Source organism: Nocardia sp. NPDC004582, assembly GCF_053602115.1.
Map to the genome: position 1 here is coordinate 1 of NZ_JBSGCY010000118.1, position 20790 is coordinate 20790.

Below are 20790 nucleotides of genomic sequence, written 5' to 3' on the forward strand. Positions count from 1 at the left end.
ACCGGCGGCGGCCGCTCCCCCGGCCCTGTTCACGCTCACCGCGCTGCCCGCCGGCTGGCAGACCCGGACCGATCTGCGGCCGGCGCTGGAGGTGCGGCCGGACGGGCACGCGGTGAAGCGGTCCGATCCCACCGCGCAGCCGGTCGACGGCAAGGTGCCCGCCGACGTGCTGACAGCGGCGGCGACCGAGATGAAGGCGCTGGTCGCCGTCGATATGGGGACCCCGGAGGCAACCGACAAGGGGACCTCGATCATCGACTACATGCCCGAGTCCCGGGACCAGGATCTGCATCTGATCGTGTACGCGCCCGAGATCACCGACGGTCTCAACGACGAGCAGAAGGCGTCCCGCAAGCGCTTCGACGATCTGTTCCAGCGCCTGCTGAACGCCTTCGTTCCGGCCTGAACCCGAACACCGGCCCGAGCGCGAAAACTCAGCCGACCGTCCAGGTTTCGCCGCCGGTGAGCAGCTCCTGCAAGGAGTCCGGGCTCACCGGTTTGCGTTCGGCCGCGGTGCCGAGCTGGGCGCGGACGCCGTCGTCGTAGGTGGGGCGGGTGACGCTGCGGAACACGCCCGTCACCACGTGGGTGAGGTCCTGGTCGGACAGCCGCGACAGGGCGTAGGCGTATTCGGGCCGGTCGGTGTAGGCGTCGTGCACCACGATGTCGGATTCGGCGATGCTGTCGGCGCGCGCCACCCGCAGGCCGAAACCATCACGGACCACGGCGAATTCATCGTCCGCCCCGAAGCGGATGGGCTGGCCGTGCCGCAGGCGGACCAGATGCGATTCGGCGTTCTCGCGGCGCAACGCGTCGAAGGAGCCGTCGTTGAAGATCGGGCAGTCCTGCAGGATCTCCACGAACGCGGTGCCGCGGTGTTCGGCGGCGGCGCGCAACACCTCGGTGAGACCGGCCCGGTCGGAGTCCAGGGCCCGGGCCGCGAAGGTGGCCTCCGCGCCCAGCGCCACCGACAGGGTGTTGAACGGATGGTCGATCGAGCCCATCGGGGTCGACTTGGTGACCTTGCCGGTCTCCGAGGTCGGCGAGTACTGGCCCTTGGTGAGACCGTAGATCCGGTTGTTGAACAACAGGATCGTCATGTTCACATTGCGGCGCAACGCGTGGATCAGGTGATTGCCGCCGATCGACAGCGCGTCACCGTCCCCGGTCACCACCCAGACCGACAGGTCCGGCCGGGTCACCGCCATCCCGGTGGCGATCGCCGGGGCGCGGCCGTGGATGGAGTGGATCCCGTACGCCTCCAGGTAGTACGGAAACCGGCTCGAGCAGCCGATGCCCGAGACGAACATCAGATTCTCGCGCTCGAGACCCAGCTCGGCCAGGAAGCCGCGCACGGTGGCGAGAATGACGTAGTCGCCGCAGCCCGGGCACCAGCGCACCTCCTGATCGGAGGTGTAGTCCTTGGCCTTCTGCGGGCCCGCTGCCCGCGGCACGCCGGACAGTCCGGTGAGGCCCAGATCGGTTCCCACGAGCGGGTTTTCGAGAATGGTCATCACTGTCCCCCTGGAGTGCGGTAGGTCGCGCGCGCCCGTGCGGCGAAGGCCTTGTCCTGTTCCATCTCCGCGATGGAGCCGTCCAGGGCCGCGTCGATCACGCCGACCAGTTCCTGTGCTTGGAAGGCGGTGCCGGCCACCTTGGTCCACGGCTGCACGTCGACCAGGTAGCGGGCGCGCAGCAGCATGGCCAGCTGCCCGCCGTTCATCTCCGGGCAGACCACCGTGCGGTAGCGGCGCAGCACCTCGCCGAGATTGGGCGGGAAGGGATTCAGATGCCGCAGGTGCGCCTGTGCCACCGGCACCCCGCGCCGCCGCGCGCGCCGGCACGCCTCGCCGATCGGACCGTAGGAGCTGCCCCACCCGATGAGCAGCAGTTCGGCGTGGCCGCCGGGATCGTCCACCACCAGGTCGGGCACCGCGATGCCGTCGATCTTGGCCTGCCGCAACCGGACCATGAGTTCGTGGTTGGCCGGTTCGTAGGAGATATTGCCGCTGCCGTCGGCCTTCTCCAGTCCCCCGATGCGGTGCGCGCGGCCCACGGTGCCGGGCACCGCCAGCGGCCGGGCCAGGGTCTCCGGATCGCGGGCGTAGGGCTGGAACGAATCGTCCTGCGCGCCCGCGGGTTCGAAGGCCGGGTCGATGGGTGCGAGCTGCTCGACGCGCGGAATCGCCCACGGCTCGGAGCCATTGGCGATGGAACCGTCCGACAGCAGCAGCACCGGGGTCCGGTAGGTGAGAGCGATACGGGCGGCCTCCACGGCGGCGTCGAAGCAGTCCGCGGGTGAGCGCGGCGCGACCACGGGGACTGGGGATTCGCCGTTGCGCCCGTAGAGCGCCTGCAGCAGATCGGCCTGTTCGGTCTTGGTGGGCAGACCCGTGGACGGGCCGCCGCGCTGCACGTCGATGATCACCAGCGGCAGTTCGGTCATGACGGCCAGGCCGATGGTCTCGCTCTTGAGCGCCAGTCCCGGGCCCGAGGTACTGGTCACCCCGAGCGCGCCGCCCAGCGAGGCCCCCAGGGCCGCGCCGATTCCGGCGATCTCATCCTCGGCCTGGAAGGTGGTGACGCCGAAGTTCTTGTGCTTGCTCAGTTCGTGCAGGATGTCCGAGGCCGGGGTGATCGGGTAGGTGCCCAGGAACACCGGCAGCCCGGACAGTTGCCCGGCGGTGACGATGCCATAGGCGAGCGCGGTGTTGCCGGTGATCTGCCGGTAGGTGCCCGCGGGGAGCGTCGCGGGGGCCACCTCGTAGGTGGTGGCGAACGCCTCGGTGGTTTCGCCGTAATTCCATCCTGCCCGGAATGCGAGGATATTTGCTTCGGCGACATCGGGTGTGGCGGCGAATTTCTCCCGCATGAACTGTTCGGTGCCGCCGATGGGCCGCCCGTACATCCATGACAGCAAGCCGAGCGCGAACATATTCTTCGCGCGCTGCCCATCCTTTTTGCCCACACCGGTCGGTTCGGTCGCGCCGAGCGTCAACGACGTCATCGGCACCCGATGCACCACGAAATCGGTCAAGGTGTCATCGGTGAGCGGATCCCCGGCATACCCGACCTTGGCCAGGGCGCGTTTGGTGAATTCGTCCGTATTGACGATCACCGTCGCCCCGCGCGCCAAATCCTCCAGATTCGCCTTCAGCGCAGCGGGATTCATCGCGACCAGCACATCGGGCTGGTCACCGGCGGTCAGGATGTCGTAGTCCGCGATCTGGATCTGAAACGACGACACACCGGGCAGCGTGCCCTGGGGTGCGCGGATTTCGGCGGGGAAATTCGGTTGGGTGGCAAGATCATTGCCGAATGCGGCGGCCTCGTGCGTGAACCGGTCACCGGTGAGCTGCATGCCGTCACCGGAGTCGCCCGCGAAGCGGATGACGACCCGTTCCAGTTTCTCGACCGCCAATTTCCCTGGGCCGTCGCCGTTTCCGGCCGCCGCAGAGTCGTCATACTGCGAAACCATGCGCGTGCATCACTTCCTCGTCAGATGTGAGGTACTTACGCCAAACTACTCCGCAATATTCGCGACACACCCGTGAAGCGCAATGGTTTCGATCAAAAGAACCGCCGTCAGGCGAACAACGCCAACTGCGGGTCGGGCGTGTGCGATTCGACGGCGCGAACCTCGGGCTCGGCCGGTCGATCACGGTTCAAACGGTGTTTCTCCAGCAGCGGCTCGATACGGCCGCGTAGCCACGCAGAATACTCCGGTGTCACCGAAGTTCCCCGACCATACAGTTGCCGGTAGCGACGCAACAGCGCCGGGTGGGCCTGGGCCAGCCAGGCCAGGAACCAGCCGCGGGTGGAACCGCGCAGATGCATGGGGAACGCGGTGACCCGATCGGCCCCGGCCTCGGCGATGGCGGCGAACAGCGCGTCCAGATGCGCCTGGGAGTCGGTCAGATACGGAATGACCGGGGCCACCATGACATTCACGGCGAACCCGGCATCGGCGAGGGCGCGCACCAGTTCCAGCCGCGCCCGCGGCGACGGCGTGCCGGGCTCGAGGCCCCGGTGCAGTTCCTCGTCGAGGATCGCGATCGACACCGCGAGCTCCACCGGCACCTGCCCGGCGGCCTCGACCAGCAGCGGCAGATCCCGCCGCAGCAGCGTGCCCTTGGTGAGGATGGAGAATCCGGTGCCGGATTCGGCCAGCGCGGTGATGATGCCCGGCATCAGCCGGTAGCGGCCCTCGGCGCGCTGATACGGATCGGTATTGGTGCCCAGCGCGACATGTTCGCGCCGCCAGGACCGTTTGTGCAGTTCACGCCGCAGGATCGGGACGACATTGGTCTTGACCACGATCTGGGAGTCGAAATCGGCGCCCGCGTCGAGGTCCAGATACTCGTGCGTGCCGCGGGCGAAGCAGTAGCGGCACGCGTGCGAGCACCCGCGCATGGGATTGATGGTCCAGCTGAACGGCAGGGTGCCGCTGTCGGGCACCCGGTTCAGCGCACTCTTGCAGAGCACCTCGTGAAACGTGATGCCCTCGAACTCGGGTGTCTGTACGCTGCGTACGAAACCCGCACGTTCGAGCCCGGGGAGCGCGCCGTCATCGGCGCCGAGGGTTTGCCTTTGCCAACGCACCACCCCAGTCGAACATGTGTTCTAGCGAGTGTCAAGCAATCTTCTGCGTGTCGGCCTCGATCGGCCGCCCGTTGTAGAAGGCGACCAGATCCCGGATGGTCTGCTCGGCCGGGCGCGGACGGTAGCCGAGTTCCTCGGTCGCCTTGGTGCGCTCGACGATCGGGGCGGCCAGCAGAGCGCCCATGGCCGCCTTGGAGATGCGGTCGCTGCCGAAGGCCTTGGCCACCGGCTCCATGACCGGCATGCAGGCGTTGATCACCTTGGCCGGGATCGCGAAGGCGGGCTTCATCTTCCCGTTCACCTCGGCGGCGGTGCGGGTGGCCTGGAACATGTCGGTGAAGTGGCCGCCGAGCAGGTAGTTCTCGCCGGTGCGGCCGCGCTCGCCGGCCAGGACCAGGCCGTTGGCCACGTCACGCACGTCGACCAGGTCGAAGCCACCGCTGATCATGACCGGCACCCGGCCGCGGGCCGCGTCCCACAGCGTGGTGTTGATGCGCGAGGCGGTGTTGTCGATCGGGCCGTACACACCGGTCGGGTTGCAGATGACCGCGTCCAGGCCCTTGTCGATGACCGAGCGCAGCTCGATCTCGCCCTGCCACTTGGAACGGTCGTACACCGGCAGATCCGGGTCGATCGAACGCGGCGAACGCTCGTTGATGACGCCGCCGCAGGAGTACTGGTTGAACGCGTGGATGGAGCTGGTGTGCACCATGCGGCGCGCGCCGACCTCGAGCGCGGCCTCGGCGACCACCCGCACACCCTCGGTGTTGACCCGCCAGGCGACATCATTCTTGTGGGCCAGGGTGATCAGCGCGACCAGGTGGTAGACCACCTCGGCGCCGTCGAGCGCGGACCGCATCGAGACCGGATCCAGCACGTCACCGTTCACCCAGGTCACCCCGGGCTGGGCGGCACCGGCGACCCGGTCGATGGCGGTGACCTCGTGACCGCGATCAGTAAGCAGGCGAAGCAAATTGGTGCCAAGGAACCCGGCGGCGCCGGTGACTGCGACCTTCATGGTCAGAAGAATATAGAACTTGTTCTAATTTGCAAGAACGGTCACATCGCGGACCGGATACGGACGGCGTCACAACGCGGACACGCCCGCGCGACCCGCGTGGCGGCCCACACCCCTCGGCGTGGCCGCGAACGCCACGCCGGGCTGGACGCTCGATGGGTTATGTTCATCCCCGCATGTCCACGACGCTTGGGGGGAGCTGATATGGCCGATCTTTCGGTCGACACCGTCGCGGTCCGCGCCTTCGCGGTGACCCAGGACGGCGTGGCCGCCGACATCGCCGCCCAGGGCGGTCTGGACACCGTCACCCACGTAGCCGCCATGACCCCGGTCTTCGGACTCATCGGCGCGGACTTCCTGGCCGGTTACGCCGTCGCCGAACTCCTGCACGCCCGCGACATCAACGCCCTCTCCGGCCGCTTCGCCCAGCTCGGGCGGGCGGCGTTCGGTTCGGCGGCCACCTACGACCGCACCGACGCCGCTTTCGCGGGCGACCTCGGCACCGCCGCCGCGCAGATCGGCGACCAGGCATGAGGCCACTCGACTCCGGCGTCATCGGATTCGGCCCGGCCGGTCCGGACCTCGGCGCAACGGGAGCGCAGCGTGTGGACGTCGTCTTGCCCGGCCCGGTTCCGGCGTTGCCAGTGGGTGCGCTACCCGCGGACATGCCGCCGCTGCCCGCCGATCCGGTCGGCGATCTGATGAAGGGCTTGGCGCTGCCCGCGATTCCGGGACTGGACGCGTTGTTCGCACCGTTCCTGCACCTGCTGCGCGCGTTCGGCACCGGCGTGTTGGGCCGGCTGAATCCGGCCATGCTGCTCAGCGCCGGGTCCACGGTGATCGAGTCCGCGGTGCTGGTCGGCGGCGGTGCGCTGCGGACGGTCGAATCCCTGTGGCAGGGAGAGGCTTCCGAGAGCGCTCAGGCGGCGGGCAGGCGGGCCGGAGAGCACGGTCTGGAGACCGCCGGGCGCGGGTTCGATCTGTCGACGATCATCGATCGGGCCGCGGCCGTGGTTCGACGCGGCAATCTCCAGCTCACCGCCATCGCCGAGGCTTTCGCCACGGAGGCCACCGCGCTGGCCCCGCTGATCCTGACCCCACTCGGCCAGACCACCCTGATCGCCTCGGCCACTCGGCATCTCGGGGAGGCCGTGACGGTCGTGAACACCACGCGCGGCGAACTGTCGGTCTGCACCGCACAGGTGCAGGGGCTGATCGGGCAGCTGATCGGGCAGGGCGGTGGCCCGGATCCGGCGGGGGTCGCTCAGGCCCTGGCGCAGAATGTGGGCCGGCCGATCCTGGAGCAGGCCCAGGACTTGCTCGAAAGTGGTTTGCTTGCCGCGACTTCCACTCCCGACGATCCGTCCCGATCGAATTCGCCGGGCGGGCTTCCGGACACATCCGCGACCGGTGTCGGCGGGGGTGGTGGCCTCGGAAACGGCGGCGGCGCGGGCGGTCTCGGCGGCGGCATGCCGTCGGCCCCGGGCGGGCCGGGCTCGTCTCCACCGGGCGGCGGCAGCACTGATCCCGCGAATCAGTTCGGCGCGGGCGGCGTCCCCGGCCGTGGACCCGTCGGCTCGGGCTTCCTGGGCTCGCCCGCCGCGGCGGGTGCCGGTAGAGGCGGGGGCGAGGCACCGCACGGCCGGACGGTGCAGCCACACCGGAGCTCTACCGTCGAATGCGAACTCACCGGCAATCTGGGCACTGTCGCCCCCGGGGTCATCGGCCAGGCAGAGGATCCTCTCGACGCGGCCGAAGCCGATCAGCTCTGAGCCGACCGACCGATCACGCCGGAAAGGGTGATACCGCGGTGATCTGGACGGGTACCCAGACCACCGCGGCATCGGTGGAGACCGAAAGCGGATGTACACCCCGCGGGCTCGGCCACCGTTTCAGGGCGCGCTCGCGCACGCCGCGGTGGGTTACACCGCGGTCGGGCGCGCCTGCGCGTCGACTCCGCCGTCGATGACGAACTGGGAACCGTGGATGAATCCGGCCTGCGGACCCATCAGGTAGACGATGAGGGAGGCGATCTCCTCGGGGCGGCCGTTGCGGCCGATCGGGGAGACGAAGTTGCGGATGGCCTCGCCGTAGCGCGGATCGTCGAGCCCGGCCTGCAGCAGCGGGGTGTCGACGCTACCCGGGGCGACGGTGTTGAGGCGGACGCCGGCGGCGCCCCACTCGACGGCGCGCTCGCGCACGGCCACGGTGACGGCGTTCTTGGAGGCGGCGTAGGCGTAGCTGCCCGCGTAGTCCCCGGCCTGGGCGAAGGCCTCGGCCTCGGTGCCCGAGGCGATCGGGTTGTCCTCCCACTTGATGTGGGTGGAGGCGACCGACGAAACCACCACGGCCGCAGGGTTTTCGCCCTTGGTGAGGGCGGGCAGCAGGGCGTCGAGCAGGGCCACGGTGGCGCGGTAGTTGATCTCCACCACCAGGTTGGGGTCGGGCACCTGGGGGCCGACGCCGGCGCAGAGGATCAGGCCGTCGAGGCTGCCACCCGCACGCTCGAGCACCGCCTCGACCGCGGCGGCGCGGGCGTCGGCGTCGGTGAGGTCCACGGTGATGTCCGCGTTGCGCAGGTCGATGCCGATGATGTCGTGCCCGGCGGCTCGCAGGGCGGCGGCGGTGGCCGCGCCGATGCCGGACCCGGAGCCGGTGATGGCGATGGTCATGGGGCGATTAGAACAAGCGGCAGAACAATCGGGCAACCCCCGCTCCCGGATCATCTCGGCCACCGGGATCGCGGCGGCGGGGTGCCCGGCGGGTGGGTTGACTGTCCGAATCGGCCCGGATCTGATGCCTTTTCGCGAGGGTGGCGCTAGCATCAGCTACAAAACTAGAATCGGTTCTAGTTTTTTCGCACTTGCTCACTGTCGAGAGGACGATCGATGCGCTTCACCTACGCGGAGGCGATGACCAACCCGGATTACTACATCCCCCTCGCTCAGGCTGCCGAAGCCGCCGGGTTCCACAGCATCACCGTGGCCGACAGCATCGCCTACCCGGCCGAGTCGGATTCGAAGTATCCCTACACCGCGGACGGCAATCGCGAGTTCCTCGACGGCAAGCCGTTCATCGAGACCTTCGTGCTGTCGGCGGCCATCGCGGCCGCCACCACCACGCTGCGCCAGACCCCGTTCGTGCTCAAGCTGCCGATCCGCCCGCCGGTGCTGGTCGCCAAGCAGGCCAGCTCGCTGGCCCGGCTGAGCAACAACCGCTTCGCGCTCGGCGTGGGCATCAGCCCGTGGCCGGAGGACTTCCAGATCATGGGCGTCCCGTTCGAGAAGCGCGGCAAGCGCATCGACGAGTGCATCGAGATCGTGCGCGGCCTGTCGACCGGCGAGTACTTCGAGTACCACGGCGAGTTCTACGACATCCCGAAGATCAAGCTCACTCCCGCCCCCACGAAGCCGCTGCCGATCCTGCTCGGCGGCCACAGCGACGCCGCGCTGCGCCGCGCGGTGCGCCTGTGCGACGGCTGGATGCACGCCGGCGGCAACGGCGAGGAGCTGGACAAGTACCTGGCGCGGATCGACGAGCTGCGTGCCGAGCGGGACCACAAGGGCGACTTCGAGATCCACGCGGTCTCCTACGACGGCTACACCCCCGACGGGGTGAAGCGCTGCGAGGAGAAGGGCATCACCGACCTGATCGTCGGCTTCCGCAACTCCTACGCCAAGGAGCAGGACACCGAGACCCTGGAAGAGAAGATCACCAAGATCAAGTGGTACGGCGACAACGTGATCGCCAAGCTGAGCTGATCATGCCGGCCCGGCGGTGCTGATCACGCCGGCCCGGCGGTGCTGATCACGCCTTCTTCGCGAACCCCAGCTCGATCACGGCGTCGCGTTCGCCGACCAGCTCGGCGACGCTGTGATCGATTCGGGTGCGGGCGAATTCGCCGATCTCCAGGTCCGGCACGATGGTGTACTCGCCGTCGGCGCAGGTCACCGGGAACGAGCTGATCAGCCCCTCGGGCACGCCGTAGGAGCCGTCCGAGGGCACCGCCATCGAGGTCCAGTCGCCGGGGGCGGTGCCCCGCACCCAGTCGTGGATGTGGTCGATGGCGGCGCTGGCCGCACTCGCCGCCGAGGACGCGCCGCGCGCGGCGATGATAGCGGTGCCGCGCTGCTGGACGGTCGGCACGAAATCGCCGGTCACCCAGGCGGGATCGTCGATCACGGTGAGCGCGTCGCGGCCGCCGACGGTGGCGTGCGCCAGGTCGGGGTACTGGGTCGCGGAGTGGTTGCCCCACACCGTGATCCGCGCGATGTCCGCGGCCGCGGCCCCGGTCTTCTCAGCCACCTGCGCGATCGCGCGATTGTGGTCGAGGCGGGTCAGGGCCGTGAACCGCTCGGCGGGAACGTCGGGGGCGTTGTTCATGGCGATGTAGGCGTTGGTGTTGGCCGGATTTCCGACCACCAGCACCCGGACGTCATCGGCGGCATTGGCATTGATGGCCGCGCCCTGATCGGTGAAGATGGGCCCGTTGGCAGCCAGCAGGTCCGCGCGTTCCATCCCGGCGCTGCGGGGCCGCGACCCCACCAGAATCGCGATGTTCGCGCCCTCGAAACCGAGCCACGGGTCGTCGGCGATATCGATGCCGGCCAGCAGCGGGAACGCGCCGTCCTCGAGTTCCATCGCGACGCCTTCGAGCGAGGCGACGGCCGCGGGAATCTCGAGCAGCCGCAGGCGCACCGGCGTGGAGGCCCCGAGCAGGGCCCCGGAAGCGATGCGGAACAACATGCCGTAGGCGATCTGCCCGGCGGCTCCGGTCACGGTGACGGTCACTGGCGCAACGTTGCTCACGGCGATCTCCTCGCGATAGCGGCTGATCTCCCTTCGACCCTATCGACGCGCACGCCGCATCTCGCCCGGCCGTGAGCAAAGGAACACCGGCCGCGAGCCCACATCACAGCCGCGACCAGCACCGCGCCGCACGCCGGAGTGCGCATCGGGTGGCGGTAGCGGCCCGACGCACCGCGGCCGCGGCATCCGAGGGCTGACAGCCTGCCTCTGACTCGTTGCGCCAGTAGTAGGTGGCGTGCCGCACGGGCGCGCAGTGGCCTTCGAGGTGCACCTCGATGACGGCGTTCCGCTCGTGCTCATCGAGATCGACCAGCATCCGGTCGCGCACGATGCGGGCGTCCGAGGTGGCGCGAGAGCCGCAGTGGCGGGGCACCGGCATGGGTGGAGTCAGTGGCCGATGTCCGGTCCGGCGATCCGAGTCGTCGTCAGCGGGCGAGGTCGGCGATATCGGAGTCGGCGAGGATGATCGGCCCGGCCGCGTCGCGGGCGCGGACCAGCTGGACGGCGCGGTAGAGGGGGCGTTCCTCGGCGTTGGCGTCGCGGGCCTCGGCGCGCAGCTGCTGGACCAGCACGCCGGAGATGGCCAGGGCGGCGGCGAGCGGGCAACCGGCCAGGGCGTCGGCGAGTTTGCGCAGGCCCAGGATGTGGAGTTCGCGGCCACTGCCGGAGTCGCTGTAGATGGCCAGCGGCACGATCTGGGTGTCGGGGCCCACGGTGGCGCGCAGCACGATGCGGCTGATCTTGCCGGGGTTGATGACGATCTCCACGGCGGTGGCGACGGCCAGGTCCAGGTGGCGTTCGCCGCGCCAGGTGCGGGCGTGGATCACGCTGCCGGACACCGTGATCCGGCGGCGCTGCACGGCCAGGGAGTACAGGACGGTCGGTGCGCCGAGGACCAGACCCGCGGCCAGCGCGGTGGGCCAATGCACGAACAGCGCCATCAGCAGGCCGACCCCGATGCCGATGCCGAGCGCGGCGAGGGTGAGTTTGCGCAGCGCGGGGGCCAGCAGTTCGGGGGCGATCAGGTCGAGGCCGACCTCGCCGGATCCCGGCGTCGATTCATGAGTCACAGCAGTGCATTCGTCCAGGTCTGTAGGGTTCGCGCGGTCCGCCGGCGGGCACCGGCCCGTGCGGCGTGCGCGGGTATGTCAGCTGGCCTCTACCTCATACCCCGATTCACGCACCCGTATGCGGATTCGGCGGAGGTTCGCCGGGCTGTAACAACGCCGCCCCGCCAGGTAACAACCACGCCGCACCGCCCGCCAACCCTGCCGCGCCGCCAGGGCCGGCAGCGGTCACGTCGCAGCCAGGCCAGCCGGTCGAGGACCTGCTTGGTGGGCGACAGCCGCTGATCGCGACCCGAACCGGCACGGTCGCGGCGTGCGCGGCAGCAGCGGTCACGTCGCGGCAGCAGTGGTCACGTCGTGCGACTCGGTGGTCACGTCGCGAAGCAGCAGTGGTCACATCGCGCGGCAGCAGTGGTTGTGTCGCGCGGCGGGAGTGGTCGCGCGGCGGAGGCGCCGTTGTGCGGTGGGAGCGGGTGGCGGATCCGGGCGTCTCGGTGTTGCCCGGGTCCCGCCTGCGCGATCAATCCTGTTCGCCCGCAAGGGCGGCCGCGACCTGGGCGACGGCCTCGTCCAGGGGGATCTGGCGCTGTTCGCCCGTGCTCAGGTCCTTGAGCCCGATCTCGCCGTCGGCGACCTCGCGGTCGCCCAGGACCAGCGCGAGCCGGGCCCCGGACTTGTCGGCGGCCTTCATCGCGCCCTTCATGCCGCGCCCGCCGTAGGCGAGGTCGGTGCGGATTCCGGCCTTGCGCAGGTCGGCGGCCAGCACCACCAGGCGCTGTTTGGCGACGTCGCCGAGCGGGATGCCGAAGACCTGCACGCGCGGCCCGTCGACGGCGGTCTTGCCCTCGGCCTCGAGCGCGAGCACGGTGCGGTCGACGCCGATGCCGTAGCCGATGCCCGACAGCGCCTGCCCGCCGAGTTCGGCCATCAGCCCGTCGTAGCGGCCGCCGCCGCCGATGCCGGATTGCGCGCCGAGTCCGTCGTGCACGAATTCGAAGGTGGTCTTGGTGTAGTAGTCGAGCCCGCGCACCATGCGCGGGTTGACCACGTACGGCACGCCGAGCGCGTCGAGGTGGCCGAGCACCTGCTCGAAGTGCGCCTTGGCGGACTCGGACAGGTGGTCGATCATGAGCGGCGCGTTCGCGGTCATCTCCTTGACCTCGGGACGCTTGTCGTCGAGCACGCGCAGCGGGTTGATCAGCGCCCGGCGGCGGGTCTCCTCGTCGAGCGGGAGCTTCATGAGGAATTCCTGCAGCAGGTCGCGGTACTGCGGGCGGCAGGTCTCGTCGCCGAGCGAGGTGATCTCGAGCCGGAAGCCGTCGAGCCCGAGGTTGCGGAACCCGGCGTCGGCGATGGCGATGACCTCGGCGTCCAGGGCCGGGTCGTCGACGCCGATGGCCTCCACGCCGACCTGCTGCAGCTGCCGGTAGCGGCCCTTCTGCGGGCGCTCGTAGCGGAAGAAGGGCCCGGCGTAGCAGAGCTTGACCGGCAGCGGGCCGCGGTCGAGGCCGTTCTGGATGACCGCGCGCATGACGCCCGCGGTGCCCTCGGGACGCAGGGTGAAGCTCTCGCCATTGCGGTCGGCGAAGGTCCACATCTCCTTGGAGACGACGTCGGTCGACTCCCCCACACCGCGTGCGAACAGCGCGGTCTCTTCGAAAACCGGCAGCTCGACATGCCCGTATCCGGCCAGTCGCGCGGTGGCTACGAGGCCGTCCCGGACGGCGACGAACTCCGCGGAGGTGGGGGGCAGATAGTCCGGGACCCCCCTCGGGGCACTGAAGCTGCTGGTCTTGGTCACGATGGTCAAGTTTCCACCACGGCCGCGCGCCAAGTCCAACCGGTTACCGGCCCGGCCCTCATATGTAGGTTTTTCTCAGCGAATGCAGGTAATGTCTGCCGCGGCCGCTGGGCTGACGGGCTCGTTTGTGCTGACGGCCCAATGTCTGTACAGACATCAGATACCGACCGTTCACGGAGGGACAGTTAGTGCCGAGCAATGAACAGCGACGCGCAGCGGCGAAACGGAAGCTGGAGCGTCAACTCGAGAACCGGGCCCAGCGCGCGCGCAAGCGCAAGCAGCTCACCATCGCGGCATCGGCGCTGGGCGTCGTGGTCGCCGTGGCGGCCGGTGTCGGCATCTACTTCCTGACCAAGGGCGATGACAACAGCAGCAACAGCGCGAAGGCGTCGGAGACGCCGGACGCCTCGCTGACCGCCGCTCCCCCGCCGGCCGCGAAGGCCAAGCCGGCCTCGGTGAGCTGTGAGTACCGGCCGTCGCAGAAGCCCGCCGACAAGCAGGTGAGCGCGCCGGGCACGGCCAACATCACCACCGCCGGTGAGGTGAAGGCCACCATGGACACCAATCAGGGCCCCATCACCATGACCCTGAATCCGGGCGAATCCCCCTGCACGGTCAACAGTTTCGAGTCCTTGGCGAAGCAGAAGTACTTCGACGCGACCAGCTGCCACCGCATGACCACCGGTAAGGGTCTGCAGGTGCTGCAGTGCGGCGACCCGTCCGGCACCGGAATGGGCGGTCCCGGTTACGAATTCGACAATGAGTACCCGACTGACCAGTACGCGGCGACCGATCAGGCCGCGCAGTTCCCGGTCGAGTACAAGCGCGGCGTGCTGGCCATGGCCAATGCCGGCCCGGGCACCAATGGCAGCCAGTTCTTCCTGGTCTACGGCGATTCCCAACTGCCGCCGCAGTACACGATCTTCGGCACGGTCGACGAGGCCGGGCTGGCCACCCTCGACAAGATCGCCAAGGGCGGGGTCGCGGGCGGCGGTCAGGACGGCAAGCCGGCCATGGATGTGAACATCCAGTCGGTCCAAATCAACTGACCAGCACGGTTTTTCGGCCCCGGCGCGAATCGCGCCGGGGCCGTTGCTTTTCCGGCGAAAGTCTCGGGAAGGTCCCGTTGAACCTCTCGTGTAAGGCTTCCCTAACCAAAGAAAATCCTGAGTTTTCCCTCACCTGCCGGAATTGTGCGATATATGCTGGATCGCGACGCGCGCGTACGGCGGTTTCGGAGTTTTCGCTGGTAATCTCGTAGAACGGAGTACCAAGGCGAAGTAAAGCCCACCGGGCAATCCCCACTCGGGCCGCCGCTTCGCCCCATGTTCTCCGGGTGTCCGCGTTTGCAGGCGGGACGACCTATGCGCAACCACCGTTCGCGTAGCGAGGTCCGTGACGAAGCACCATCATCCATAGTGATCCAACTGCAGCATCGGGGAGCAGGCAATGGCCGAGGAACTCGACGACATCGGCCGCGAAACGGCGGCGATGATGAGGCAAATGTTGCAGCTCGCGACACTTGTCGCGCTGCGCACCCGGGAACGTGGCCAGAAGGAAGCGGAAGCGCGGGTCAGGGTCACCGAGGCCCGCCAGAAGGAAGGCCGCGAGCGCCGGTTGCGTGAGGCGGCCGATGCCAAGGCCCGCGACCCGCGGAACCGTGAACTCTCGCGAATCCTGGAGCGCCCCACGCTCGAACGCGGCGGCGTCTCCCTCGAGAAGGATCGGTTCTCGGCGGCGACCGAGGCCACCCGCATGGCCGCGCAGCAGGCCGGTCGCGGTGGCGCCCGGTACGACTCGGTGGAGCGGCGAACCGCTCTGGCCCAGCACCTTTCGCGCATGGGCATCTCGCCGGAACTGCAATCGGTGCGCATGCTGATGGAAGTCGGCCAGGCGCAGTCGGCGCAGGACGCCGTACGAATCCGGGAGCAGGAGGCGGCTCAGCGTCGCGTCCGCGAGCAGGAAGCCCACGAGCGGGAGCGCGAACGCGCCCGCTCGCGCGAACGAGTCTGAGTATCAGTCGTTTCGGCCGTTGTGATGGGTACCGTGGCGGATCGCCTTGCGATCCGCCACGATCCGTTTCCGGGGTCTAGAGCGGGAACTCGCCCATGGTGGGGTTGCTGAACAGACCCTGCTGCGGCGACTTCAGCGGCAGCGGCGTCAGCATGTCCTTGTGTCCGTTGCGCACACTGCAGTACTTGAACGGGCCCTTGGGGTCGAACAGCTTCGCCATGTGCGGGTCGGCGTGGTCGAGGAACCACACGCTCAGACCGGTCTTGCCGTCGTAGCGGAAGTGCTCCCACGCCCGCCACATGGCATCCAGCCGGGCGACCGCCTCGGCGTGCTTCCACCATTCCGGACACCACACGGTGTCGCTGATATCGGTCACCTGCCGCCGGTACACCAGACTCAGATAGTTCTCGACGAACTCGACCACGCTCTGGTAGACCATGCGCTGCGGCTCGTCGGGACGACGGCCACGGGAGTCGTCGAAGGGGAAATCATCAGGGTGCTGCTCGTCGCTCACAGCGGTCGGACCTCCTTGGGAGCCGCGACATCCGGGATTGTCTCTTTGATCAGCGCGGGACTGGTCAGATCATCGATGGTGGTCTTCTTCGTCGGCGACGGGTCGTGCGCCTCGATGGAACGCTCCACCGCGGCCGCGTCGGCGCCCTCCCACCACGGGACCGTGCGCAACAGCACCGCCGGTGTGCCGGAGGAGAACAGGATGGCGCGCCCGCGCGGCAGGGTGGCCAGGGCGTGCGCGTTGAAGGTCCGGGAGGAGCTCAGCGAACGCGAATAGCTCTTGCCGCCCTTGGATTCCGACACCGATTGCGCGATCGAGTCGTAGTCGCCGATGGCCTCGGAGCGCTGTTGCAGGAATGCCATGTCGTCGATGCCGCTGCCGATCACCTTGATATTGGCCGCGCCCCAGAGCGCTTCCATACCGTCGGGTCCCCAGCAGCGCGCGCCCTGGGCCCAGGACTGCAGCACCGTCATCACCACGATGCCGCGAGATCCGAAGTGGCTGTACTGCTTCGGCAGATCCTTCCAGCGCACCACGTTCGCGGCCTCGTCGAGCGCCGCCAGCAGCGGCACCGGCAGCCGGCCGCCGGGCGAGCGCGAGGCCTTGTGGGTGGCGACCTCGATGACCGCCGCGGTCAGCGCGCTCACCAGCGGCGCGGCCGATCCCCGGCCTTCGAGCGAGAGGCAGTACAGGGTGCCGTTGCCCTCCAGGAAGGCCAGTTCGTCGAAGGGTTCGCGGCCGCCGTTGGGGATGATCCACGGCTGGATGTGCGGCAGTTTCAGGCAGCGGATCATGGCCTTCGCGCCGCCGAAGATGCCGTCGCGGGTGCGCACGTCGAGGTTGTACTGCCCGGCCAGGCCCTCGGCCATGTAGTGCTTGGCGCTGCGGCGCAGGATCTCCACGGGCGTGGTGTCGAGCGGGTTGTTCACCCATTCCCACGCCCGCAGGATATTGCTGCCCTCGAGGCCGGCGGCCAGGAACAGCGCGGCGAGCAGGTCCTCGGCTTCGGGGTCGAAGTAGGAGTCGGCGCCGCCGCCGGCCGAGGGACTGCCCTCGGCGTCGGAGAAGTGCCCGGCCAGGCTGACCGCGCGCACCTCGGCGCCAGGGCGGTGCACATCGACCCAGGCCAGCGGATCCCAGTACCACTGGGGTTCCTGCTGCGCCTGCCAGTCGTGCGAATCCGGGGCCACGCCTTGCGGATCGAAGACGAAGATCGGGGAACCCTTGCCCGCGCGCACATCCCGGGTGGCGTCGACGACGTCGCGCTTGTTGGAGGTGACCACCACCGGGCCGATGGCGGCCAGCACCGCCGGGATGACCCGGGAGGTGGTCTTGCCCTGGCGCGGACCCCAGATGTCGACCTGCAGGTCCTCGTAGGAGCCGTACATCATCTCGCCGTCGGCGACCGACATGCCGATCGGAATGCCCGGCACCAGTGCGTCTCCGGGCCGCATGAGCGAACCGGGAATGACCTTGTCGCCGGTGAGGTGGGTGTGCAGCGGCACGCCCATCTTCCCGGCCTTCTCGCGCACCCCGGCCAGGGTGAGCGCCTTGATGGCGCCGCCGGAGCCCATGTGGTCGGCCTTGTCGTCGATGGCCAGCCGGCCCTTCTTGGCGGCCTCGGCGCGATAGCGCTTGTACCACACCCAGCCCGCCGTCCCGGCCACGATCAGCACCACGATGACGGTGGCGGCCGTGGGCCAGTGCAGCTGGCCCTTGATCAGGTTGACGACGATGGCGATCGGGTTGATCGGCAGGTTCTGGCGCGGCGAGCTGAGCAGATTGCCCAGTTGGACTGCCAGCCACAGGGTTCCGAAGATATAGAAACCCGCGTACACGAGGTGCAGGGTGCGGTCTGGACCCGGATCGGCCGGGTCCTGCACCGGTGTCTTCGCCATCTCTATCCTCCTGGGATGACCTGTGAGTCGTTGCCGCTCAACGGAATTCGTCCAGCAACCAGTTACCGCCGGGGCCACGCACGACGGTAGCGACGACCGTGGCCGGGGGTAGCTTTTCCCGCTTGCCGTCCGGGTGGACGACCGTCTGCTCGATACCGATCTTGTATTGCTGCCGGTTCGGGTCGGCGCCCGCGGGCGCTTTCTCGCCGGAGGCGAACGCGAACGCCTCGACGTGCGCGTTCTCCTTGGCCCATTCGGCCCACCGCAGCGTCGGGCGCGGTGTGTCCACGGCGGTGGACGGGTTGTCCAGGGTGCGGATCAGGGTGGGACCCAGCCATTTCCGGGCCCGGCGCAGCGCGTCGCCCTCGGATTCGGTGGCCGGATTCCAGGTGTAGATCTGCTGCAGCGCCGCCACCGCGACCCCGTCGGGGGTGGTGGGGTCGGGCGCGGGCGCGACCTCCAGCAACCGGGTGGTGGTCGTGGGCGCTTGCCCGGCAGGCGGATTCGAGCCGCCGCCGTTCGAGCCGCCGCCGGAACAGGCGGTGGCCAGCATCGCGACGCTCACCACCAGCATCACCACCCCAATCGGACCACCCTTCCAGGCTAGTCTCCGGGTGCGGCGCGCGCGCCATACCAGCCGGTTTCGGTGCTCGGCGTGTCCAGCCCCGTTGCGGCCGTTCGGGAATTCGTCGCGGCAGCGGCTCATGTGCCGCGCTTGGCGTCGTGGAGGGTTTCCACCAGCGAGCGGTTCATCTCCGCGGCCGCGGCCAGCTGCTGTTGCAGCAGCGCCACCTTGCGGCGCAACGCGACCGCGTCCATCCGCTCGAGGCCGGGGGTCTCGGCGGCGCGCACCCAGTTGCGCACCGAATTGGTGTGCACGCCGATCTGTTCGGCCACCACCCGGCACGCCTCGGATTCCGAGCGCAGCTTGCCGGTCAGCGCGATGACCTGCTCGACCGCGGCCTGCCGGACCTCCGGCGACACTCTTCGATACGACCGGTGCGGCATCATGCGGCGCTCCCCTCGTCCGAGCCGGGGTCCACACCCGCGCCGCGGGTGGCGGTGGTCTCGGTGAATTCGCTGAAACGCTGGTTGGTGTCGTGGATTCCGCTCTCCCGCTCGGAGATGGTGAACTCCATGTGGAACGGGATACCGGGGCGGCGGTCCTCGCCGATCTTGAGCAGGAACTTGCCGGTGCCGGGCGCGGGCGGGCGCTGCTGGCCCGGTTTGAGCGCCTCACCGGTGAGCGCCTGCGGCGCCGACCAGCTGGTCACCATGTCCTCCTCGGCGGCGGTGAACGGCACGGTGGAATCCAGGCGCGCGATCTCCTCGGCCGGCAGCGCGCCGAAGATCTTGGCGCGCGCGCGTTCCAGGAAGCCGAGCGCCTTGGCGATGGCGGCCTCGGAACCCAGCGCCTGCAGGTCCTTGATGGTGTGACTGATCATGATCAGCGAGGTGGCGATGCCGCGCTGCAGACGGGTCAGCTCGTCCACGCGGTCGACCATGAAGTCGCCCAGGCCCAGCACCTGCCACAGCTCGTCCATCACGACCTGGAAGTAGCGCTGCGGACCCAGATCCGCGTCCGCCAGCACGTGCGCGGCCTCGACCGAGGCGAAACCGTCGGCCCAGCAGGCCAGCATGACCGCGGCCTTGAGCTTCTTGTCGCCGGTGGGGATGTGCGAGACGTCGATACAGACCGCGGTCGCGCCGGTGTCGATGGGAGTCGTGGTCTGGCCGTTGAAGATCGCGCCGAACGGGCCCTGGGTCAGCGCACGCAGCGAGCGGCGCAGCTCCTTGATCGCCTCGGCGTACTCCTCCTCGTCGTCCGCGCCCGCGTCCAGGCGCAGTTCGTCGCCGCCGGCGACGACCACATCGAGCAGATCCTCCATGATGGGCGGATTCTCGGGCGTGAAGGCGCTGCCGGCGCGATAGAGGATGCGCAGGCTGGTGGAGATGAGGGTCTCCTCGAAGTCGCGCACCCGCTCACCGCGGACCAGCTCGACCAGACCCGCGACCAGACTGACCTGACGCGCCCGCATCTCCTGCATGACCTGGGTCCGCAATTCGGGGAGGTCCTCGAGCCGCGGCACGATCGAGCCCAGCACACCGGCGGCGAGCGGGTTCAGTTTGCCGTGGCCGTAGCCCAGGTCGATGACCTGGCCGCCGACCAGTTCCACCAGTTTGCGGTAGTCGGGTTTGACGTCGGCCAGCACCAGCGGCGTGATGCCCTGCGCGACGCCGCCCAGCACGATCCGGCGCACCAGCGAGGACTTGCCGAAACCGTTGAGGCCCAGCACGAACAGGCTGGGAGCGGTGATGAAACTGCCGCGCATGAACCAGTTCATCGGGTCGAAGCAGACCGGTGCGCCGGTGTGCAGGTGCGAGCCGAGCGGGGTGCCGATGAGCGGCGCGCCCGCGCCGACCGACCACGGCCACAGGCCGGCGACCTGCGCGGTGGTGGCGCGGTACTCGACCGGCCGGCCGATCACGTTCATCCGCCCGCCGCCCGCGCCGATATAGCCGCGGTCGGTGAGTTGGGCGGTGGTCCGGTCGAATTCGTCGAAGTTGCCGTACTCCATGCGCTCGGCCCGCGCCGCGAAGTTGCGTCGCCGCAGGTCGTCGGTGTGCAGCCGGAAGGTGGCCCAGGCCGCCTTGATCCCGTTGCCCTCCCGCGCGGTCACCTCCAGCTTGGCCCGCTGGGTGTCGTCGAGCAGTTTGGGTCCGGACTGCTTCTTCTTGGCCGCCGCCTTGCGCGCCGCGGCCCGCTTGGCCGCGGCCTCCCGCTCGGCCTGCTCGAGGTCCTTGTCCCGCTTGTCCTTCCGGAGTCCGGAGCGCCCGCGCTCCTCCGCGGTGGACCGCTCCGGGCGTCCGGTCCGCACCGGCCGGTTGCGTACCGGGCGCTCCCCCGGCTCGCTCTCGGGCCGCGCGGGTCGTGCCCGCCCGGGCGTTCCGGTCCGGCCACCCAGATGCACACGATCGGCGTCGGTGGACCGCCCGCGGCCTTCGGATGCGCTGCCGCGCCGTGCGTCCCGCTCGCCCTCGGCGCGCCGATCACGGGCGGGACCACC

20 protein-coding genes are annotated in these 20790 nt (G+C 69.2%); 6 read left to right on the forward strand and 14 right to left on the reverse strand.

The features are described 5' to 3' along the window. A partial coding sequence (locus ACWELJ_RS26170) for a hypothetical protein (RefSeq protein ID WP_452368785.1) occupies positions 1-406 on the forward strand: 406 nt, incomplete at its 5' end. A 28-nt stretch (positions 407-434) separates the two neighbouring features. Here ACWELJ_RS26170 and ACWELJ_RS26175 read toward each other — a convergent pair. The 4 genes from ACWELJ_RS26175 to ACWELJ_RS26190 all read right to left on the reverse strand — a co-directional run bounded on the left by ACWELJ_RS26175 (position 435) and on the right by ACWELJ_RS26190 (position 5620). Next, positions 435-1514: a 2-oxoacid:ferredoxin oxidoreductase subunit beta gene (locus ACWELJ_RS26175; RefSeq protein WP_452368786.1), complete on the reverse strand. Its 1080-nt coding sequence runs from the start codon at positions 1512-1514 to the stop codon at positions 435-437. Further along, on the reverse strand, positions 1514-3478 hold the full coding sequence (locus ACWELJ_RS26180; protein WP_452368787.1) for a 2-oxoacid:acceptor oxidoreductase subunit alpha: 1965 nt from the start codon (positions 3476-3478) through the stop codon (positions 1514-1516). The genes ACWELJ_RS26175 and ACWELJ_RS26180 overlap by 1 nt, the downstream gene beginning before the upstream one ends. Positions 3479-3585: 107 nt before the next feature. After that, entirely contained in the window at positions 3586-4602 is a 1017-nt protein-coding gene (locus ACWELJ_RS26185) for an Rv2578c family radical SAM protein (protein WP_452368788.1), read from the reverse strand. Between the two features lie 31 nt (positions 4603-4633). Then, a complete protein-coding gene (locus ACWELJ_RS26190) occupies positions 4634-5620 on the reverse strand; it encodes an NAD-dependent epimerase/dehydratase family protein (protein ID WP_452368789.1) in 987 nt (328 codons plus the stop codon). A gap of 204 nt (positions 5621-5824) precedes the next feature. Between ACWELJ_RS26190 and ACWELJ_RS26195 the strand changes: the two genes are divergently transcribed. Continuing rightward, positions 5825-6154, forward strand: coding sequence for a type VII secretion target (locus tag ACWELJ_RS26195; RefSeq protein ID WP_452368790.1), 330 nt, complete (start codon positions 5825-5827; stop codon positions 6152-6154). After that, positions 6151-7392: a hypothetical protein gene (locus ACWELJ_RS26200; RefSeq protein WP_452368791.1), complete on the forward strand. Its 1242-nt coding sequence runs from the start codon at positions 6151-6153 to the stop codon at positions 7390-7392. Before ACWELJ_RS26195 ends, ACWELJ_RS26200 begins: the two co-directional genes overlap by 4 nt. Positions 7393-7542: 150 nt before the next feature. Here the strand turns inward: ACWELJ_RS26200 and ACWELJ_RS26205 are convergent, their stop codons facing one another. After that, positions 7543-8292 carry an SDR family oxidoreductase gene (locus ACWELJ_RS26205; protein WP_452368792.1) on the reverse strand — a complete coding sequence of 250 codons (750 nt, stop codon included), beginning with the start codon at positions 8290-8292 and terminating at the stop codon, positions 7543-7545. A 216-nt stretch (positions 8293-8508) separates the two neighbouring features. Between ACWELJ_RS26205 and ACWELJ_RS26210 the strand changes: the two genes are divergently transcribed. Beyond that, positions 8509-9381, forward strand: a complete 873-nt coding sequence (locus ACWELJ_RS26210; RefSeq protein ID WP_452368793.1) for a TIGR03619 family F420-dependent LLM class oxidoreductase — start codon at positions 8509-8511, stop codon at positions 9379-9381. Between the two features lie 46 nt (positions 9382-9427). On the opposite strand, the gene ACWELJ_RS26215 is transcribed toward ACWELJ_RS26210, so the two are convergent. The 4 genes from ACWELJ_RS26215 to hisS form a co-directional block, all read right to left on the reverse strand. Next, positions 9428-10429, reverse strand: a complete 1002-nt coding sequence (locus ACWELJ_RS26215) for a malate dehydrogenase (protein WP_452368794.1) — start codon at positions 10427-10429, stop codon at positions 9428-9430. 103 nt (positions 10430-10532) lie between these two features. Further along, the gene (locus ACWELJ_RS26220; protein WP_452368795.1) at positions 10533-10808 is read right to left on the reverse strand and encodes a hypothetical protein; all 276 of its coding nucleotides are present in this window, start codon (positions 10806-10808) and stop codon (positions 10533-10535) included. A 46-nt stretch (positions 10809-10854) separates the two neighbouring features. Continuing rightward, positions 10855-11499, reverse strand: coding sequence for a hypothetical protein (locus ACWELJ_RS26225; RefSeq protein ID WP_452368796.1), 645 nt, complete (start codon positions 11497-11499; stop codon positions 10855-10857). A gap of 517 nt (positions 11500-12016) precedes the next feature. After that, entirely contained in the window at positions 12017-13297 is a 1281-nt protein-coding gene (gene hisS / locus ACWELJ_RS26230) for a histidine--tRNA ligase (protein WP_452368802.1), read from the reverse strand. 188 nt (positions 13298-13485) lie between these two features. On the opposite strand from hisS, the gene ACWELJ_RS26235 reads away from it, so the two are divergent. Together ACWELJ_RS26235 and ACWELJ_RS26240 are read left to right on the forward strand one after the other, a co-directional pair. Continuing rightward, positions 13486-14346, forward strand: coding sequence for a peptidylprolyl isomerase (locus ACWELJ_RS26235; protein WP_452368797.1), 861 nt, complete (start codon positions 13486-13488; stop codon positions 14344-14346). Between the two features lie 400 nt (positions 14347-14746). Next, positions 14747-15310, forward strand: a complete 564-nt coding sequence (locus tag ACWELJ_RS26240; protein WP_452368798.1) for a hypothetical protein — start codon at positions 14747-14749, stop codon at positions 15308-15310. A 76-nt stretch (positions 15311-15386) separates the two neighbouring features. Here ACWELJ_RS26240 and ACWELJ_RS26245 read toward each other — a convergent pair whose 3' ends face one another. The 5 genes from ACWELJ_RS26245 to ACWELJ_RS26265 all read right to left on the reverse strand — a co-directional run. Then, on the reverse strand, positions 15387-15824 hold the full coding sequence (locus ACWELJ_RS26245; RefSeq protein WP_452368799.1) for a DUF4913 domain-containing protein: 438 nt from the start codon (positions 15822-15824) through the stop codon (positions 15387-15389). After that, the gene (locus tag ACWELJ_RS26250) at positions 15821-17722 is read right to left on the reverse strand and encodes a type IV secretory system conjugative DNA transfer family protein (protein WP_452368800.1); all 1902 of its coding nucleotides are present in this window, start codon (positions 17720-17722) and stop codon (positions 15821-15823) included. The genes ACWELJ_RS26245 and ACWELJ_RS26250 overlap by 4 nt, the downstream gene beginning before the upstream one ends. A gap of 37 nt (positions 17723-17759) precedes the next feature. Then, positions 17760-18296 (reverse strand): hypothetical protein, encoded by a 537-nt coding sequence (locus ACWELJ_RS26255; protein WP_452368803.1) that lies wholly within the window; start codon positions 18294-18296, stop codon positions 17760-17762. Between the two features lie 128 nt (positions 18297-18424). Then, a complete protein-coding gene (locus ACWELJ_RS26260) occupies positions 18425-18733 on the reverse strand; it encodes a transposase (protein WP_357100470.1) in 309 nt (102 codons plus the stop codon). Then, positions 18730-20790, reverse strand: a 2061-nt coding sequence (locus tag ACWELJ_RS26265; protein ID WP_452368801.1) for a hypothetical protein, incomplete at its 5' end; no start/stop codon positions are given. The genes ACWELJ_RS26265 and ACWELJ_RS26260, both read right to left, overlap by 4 nt.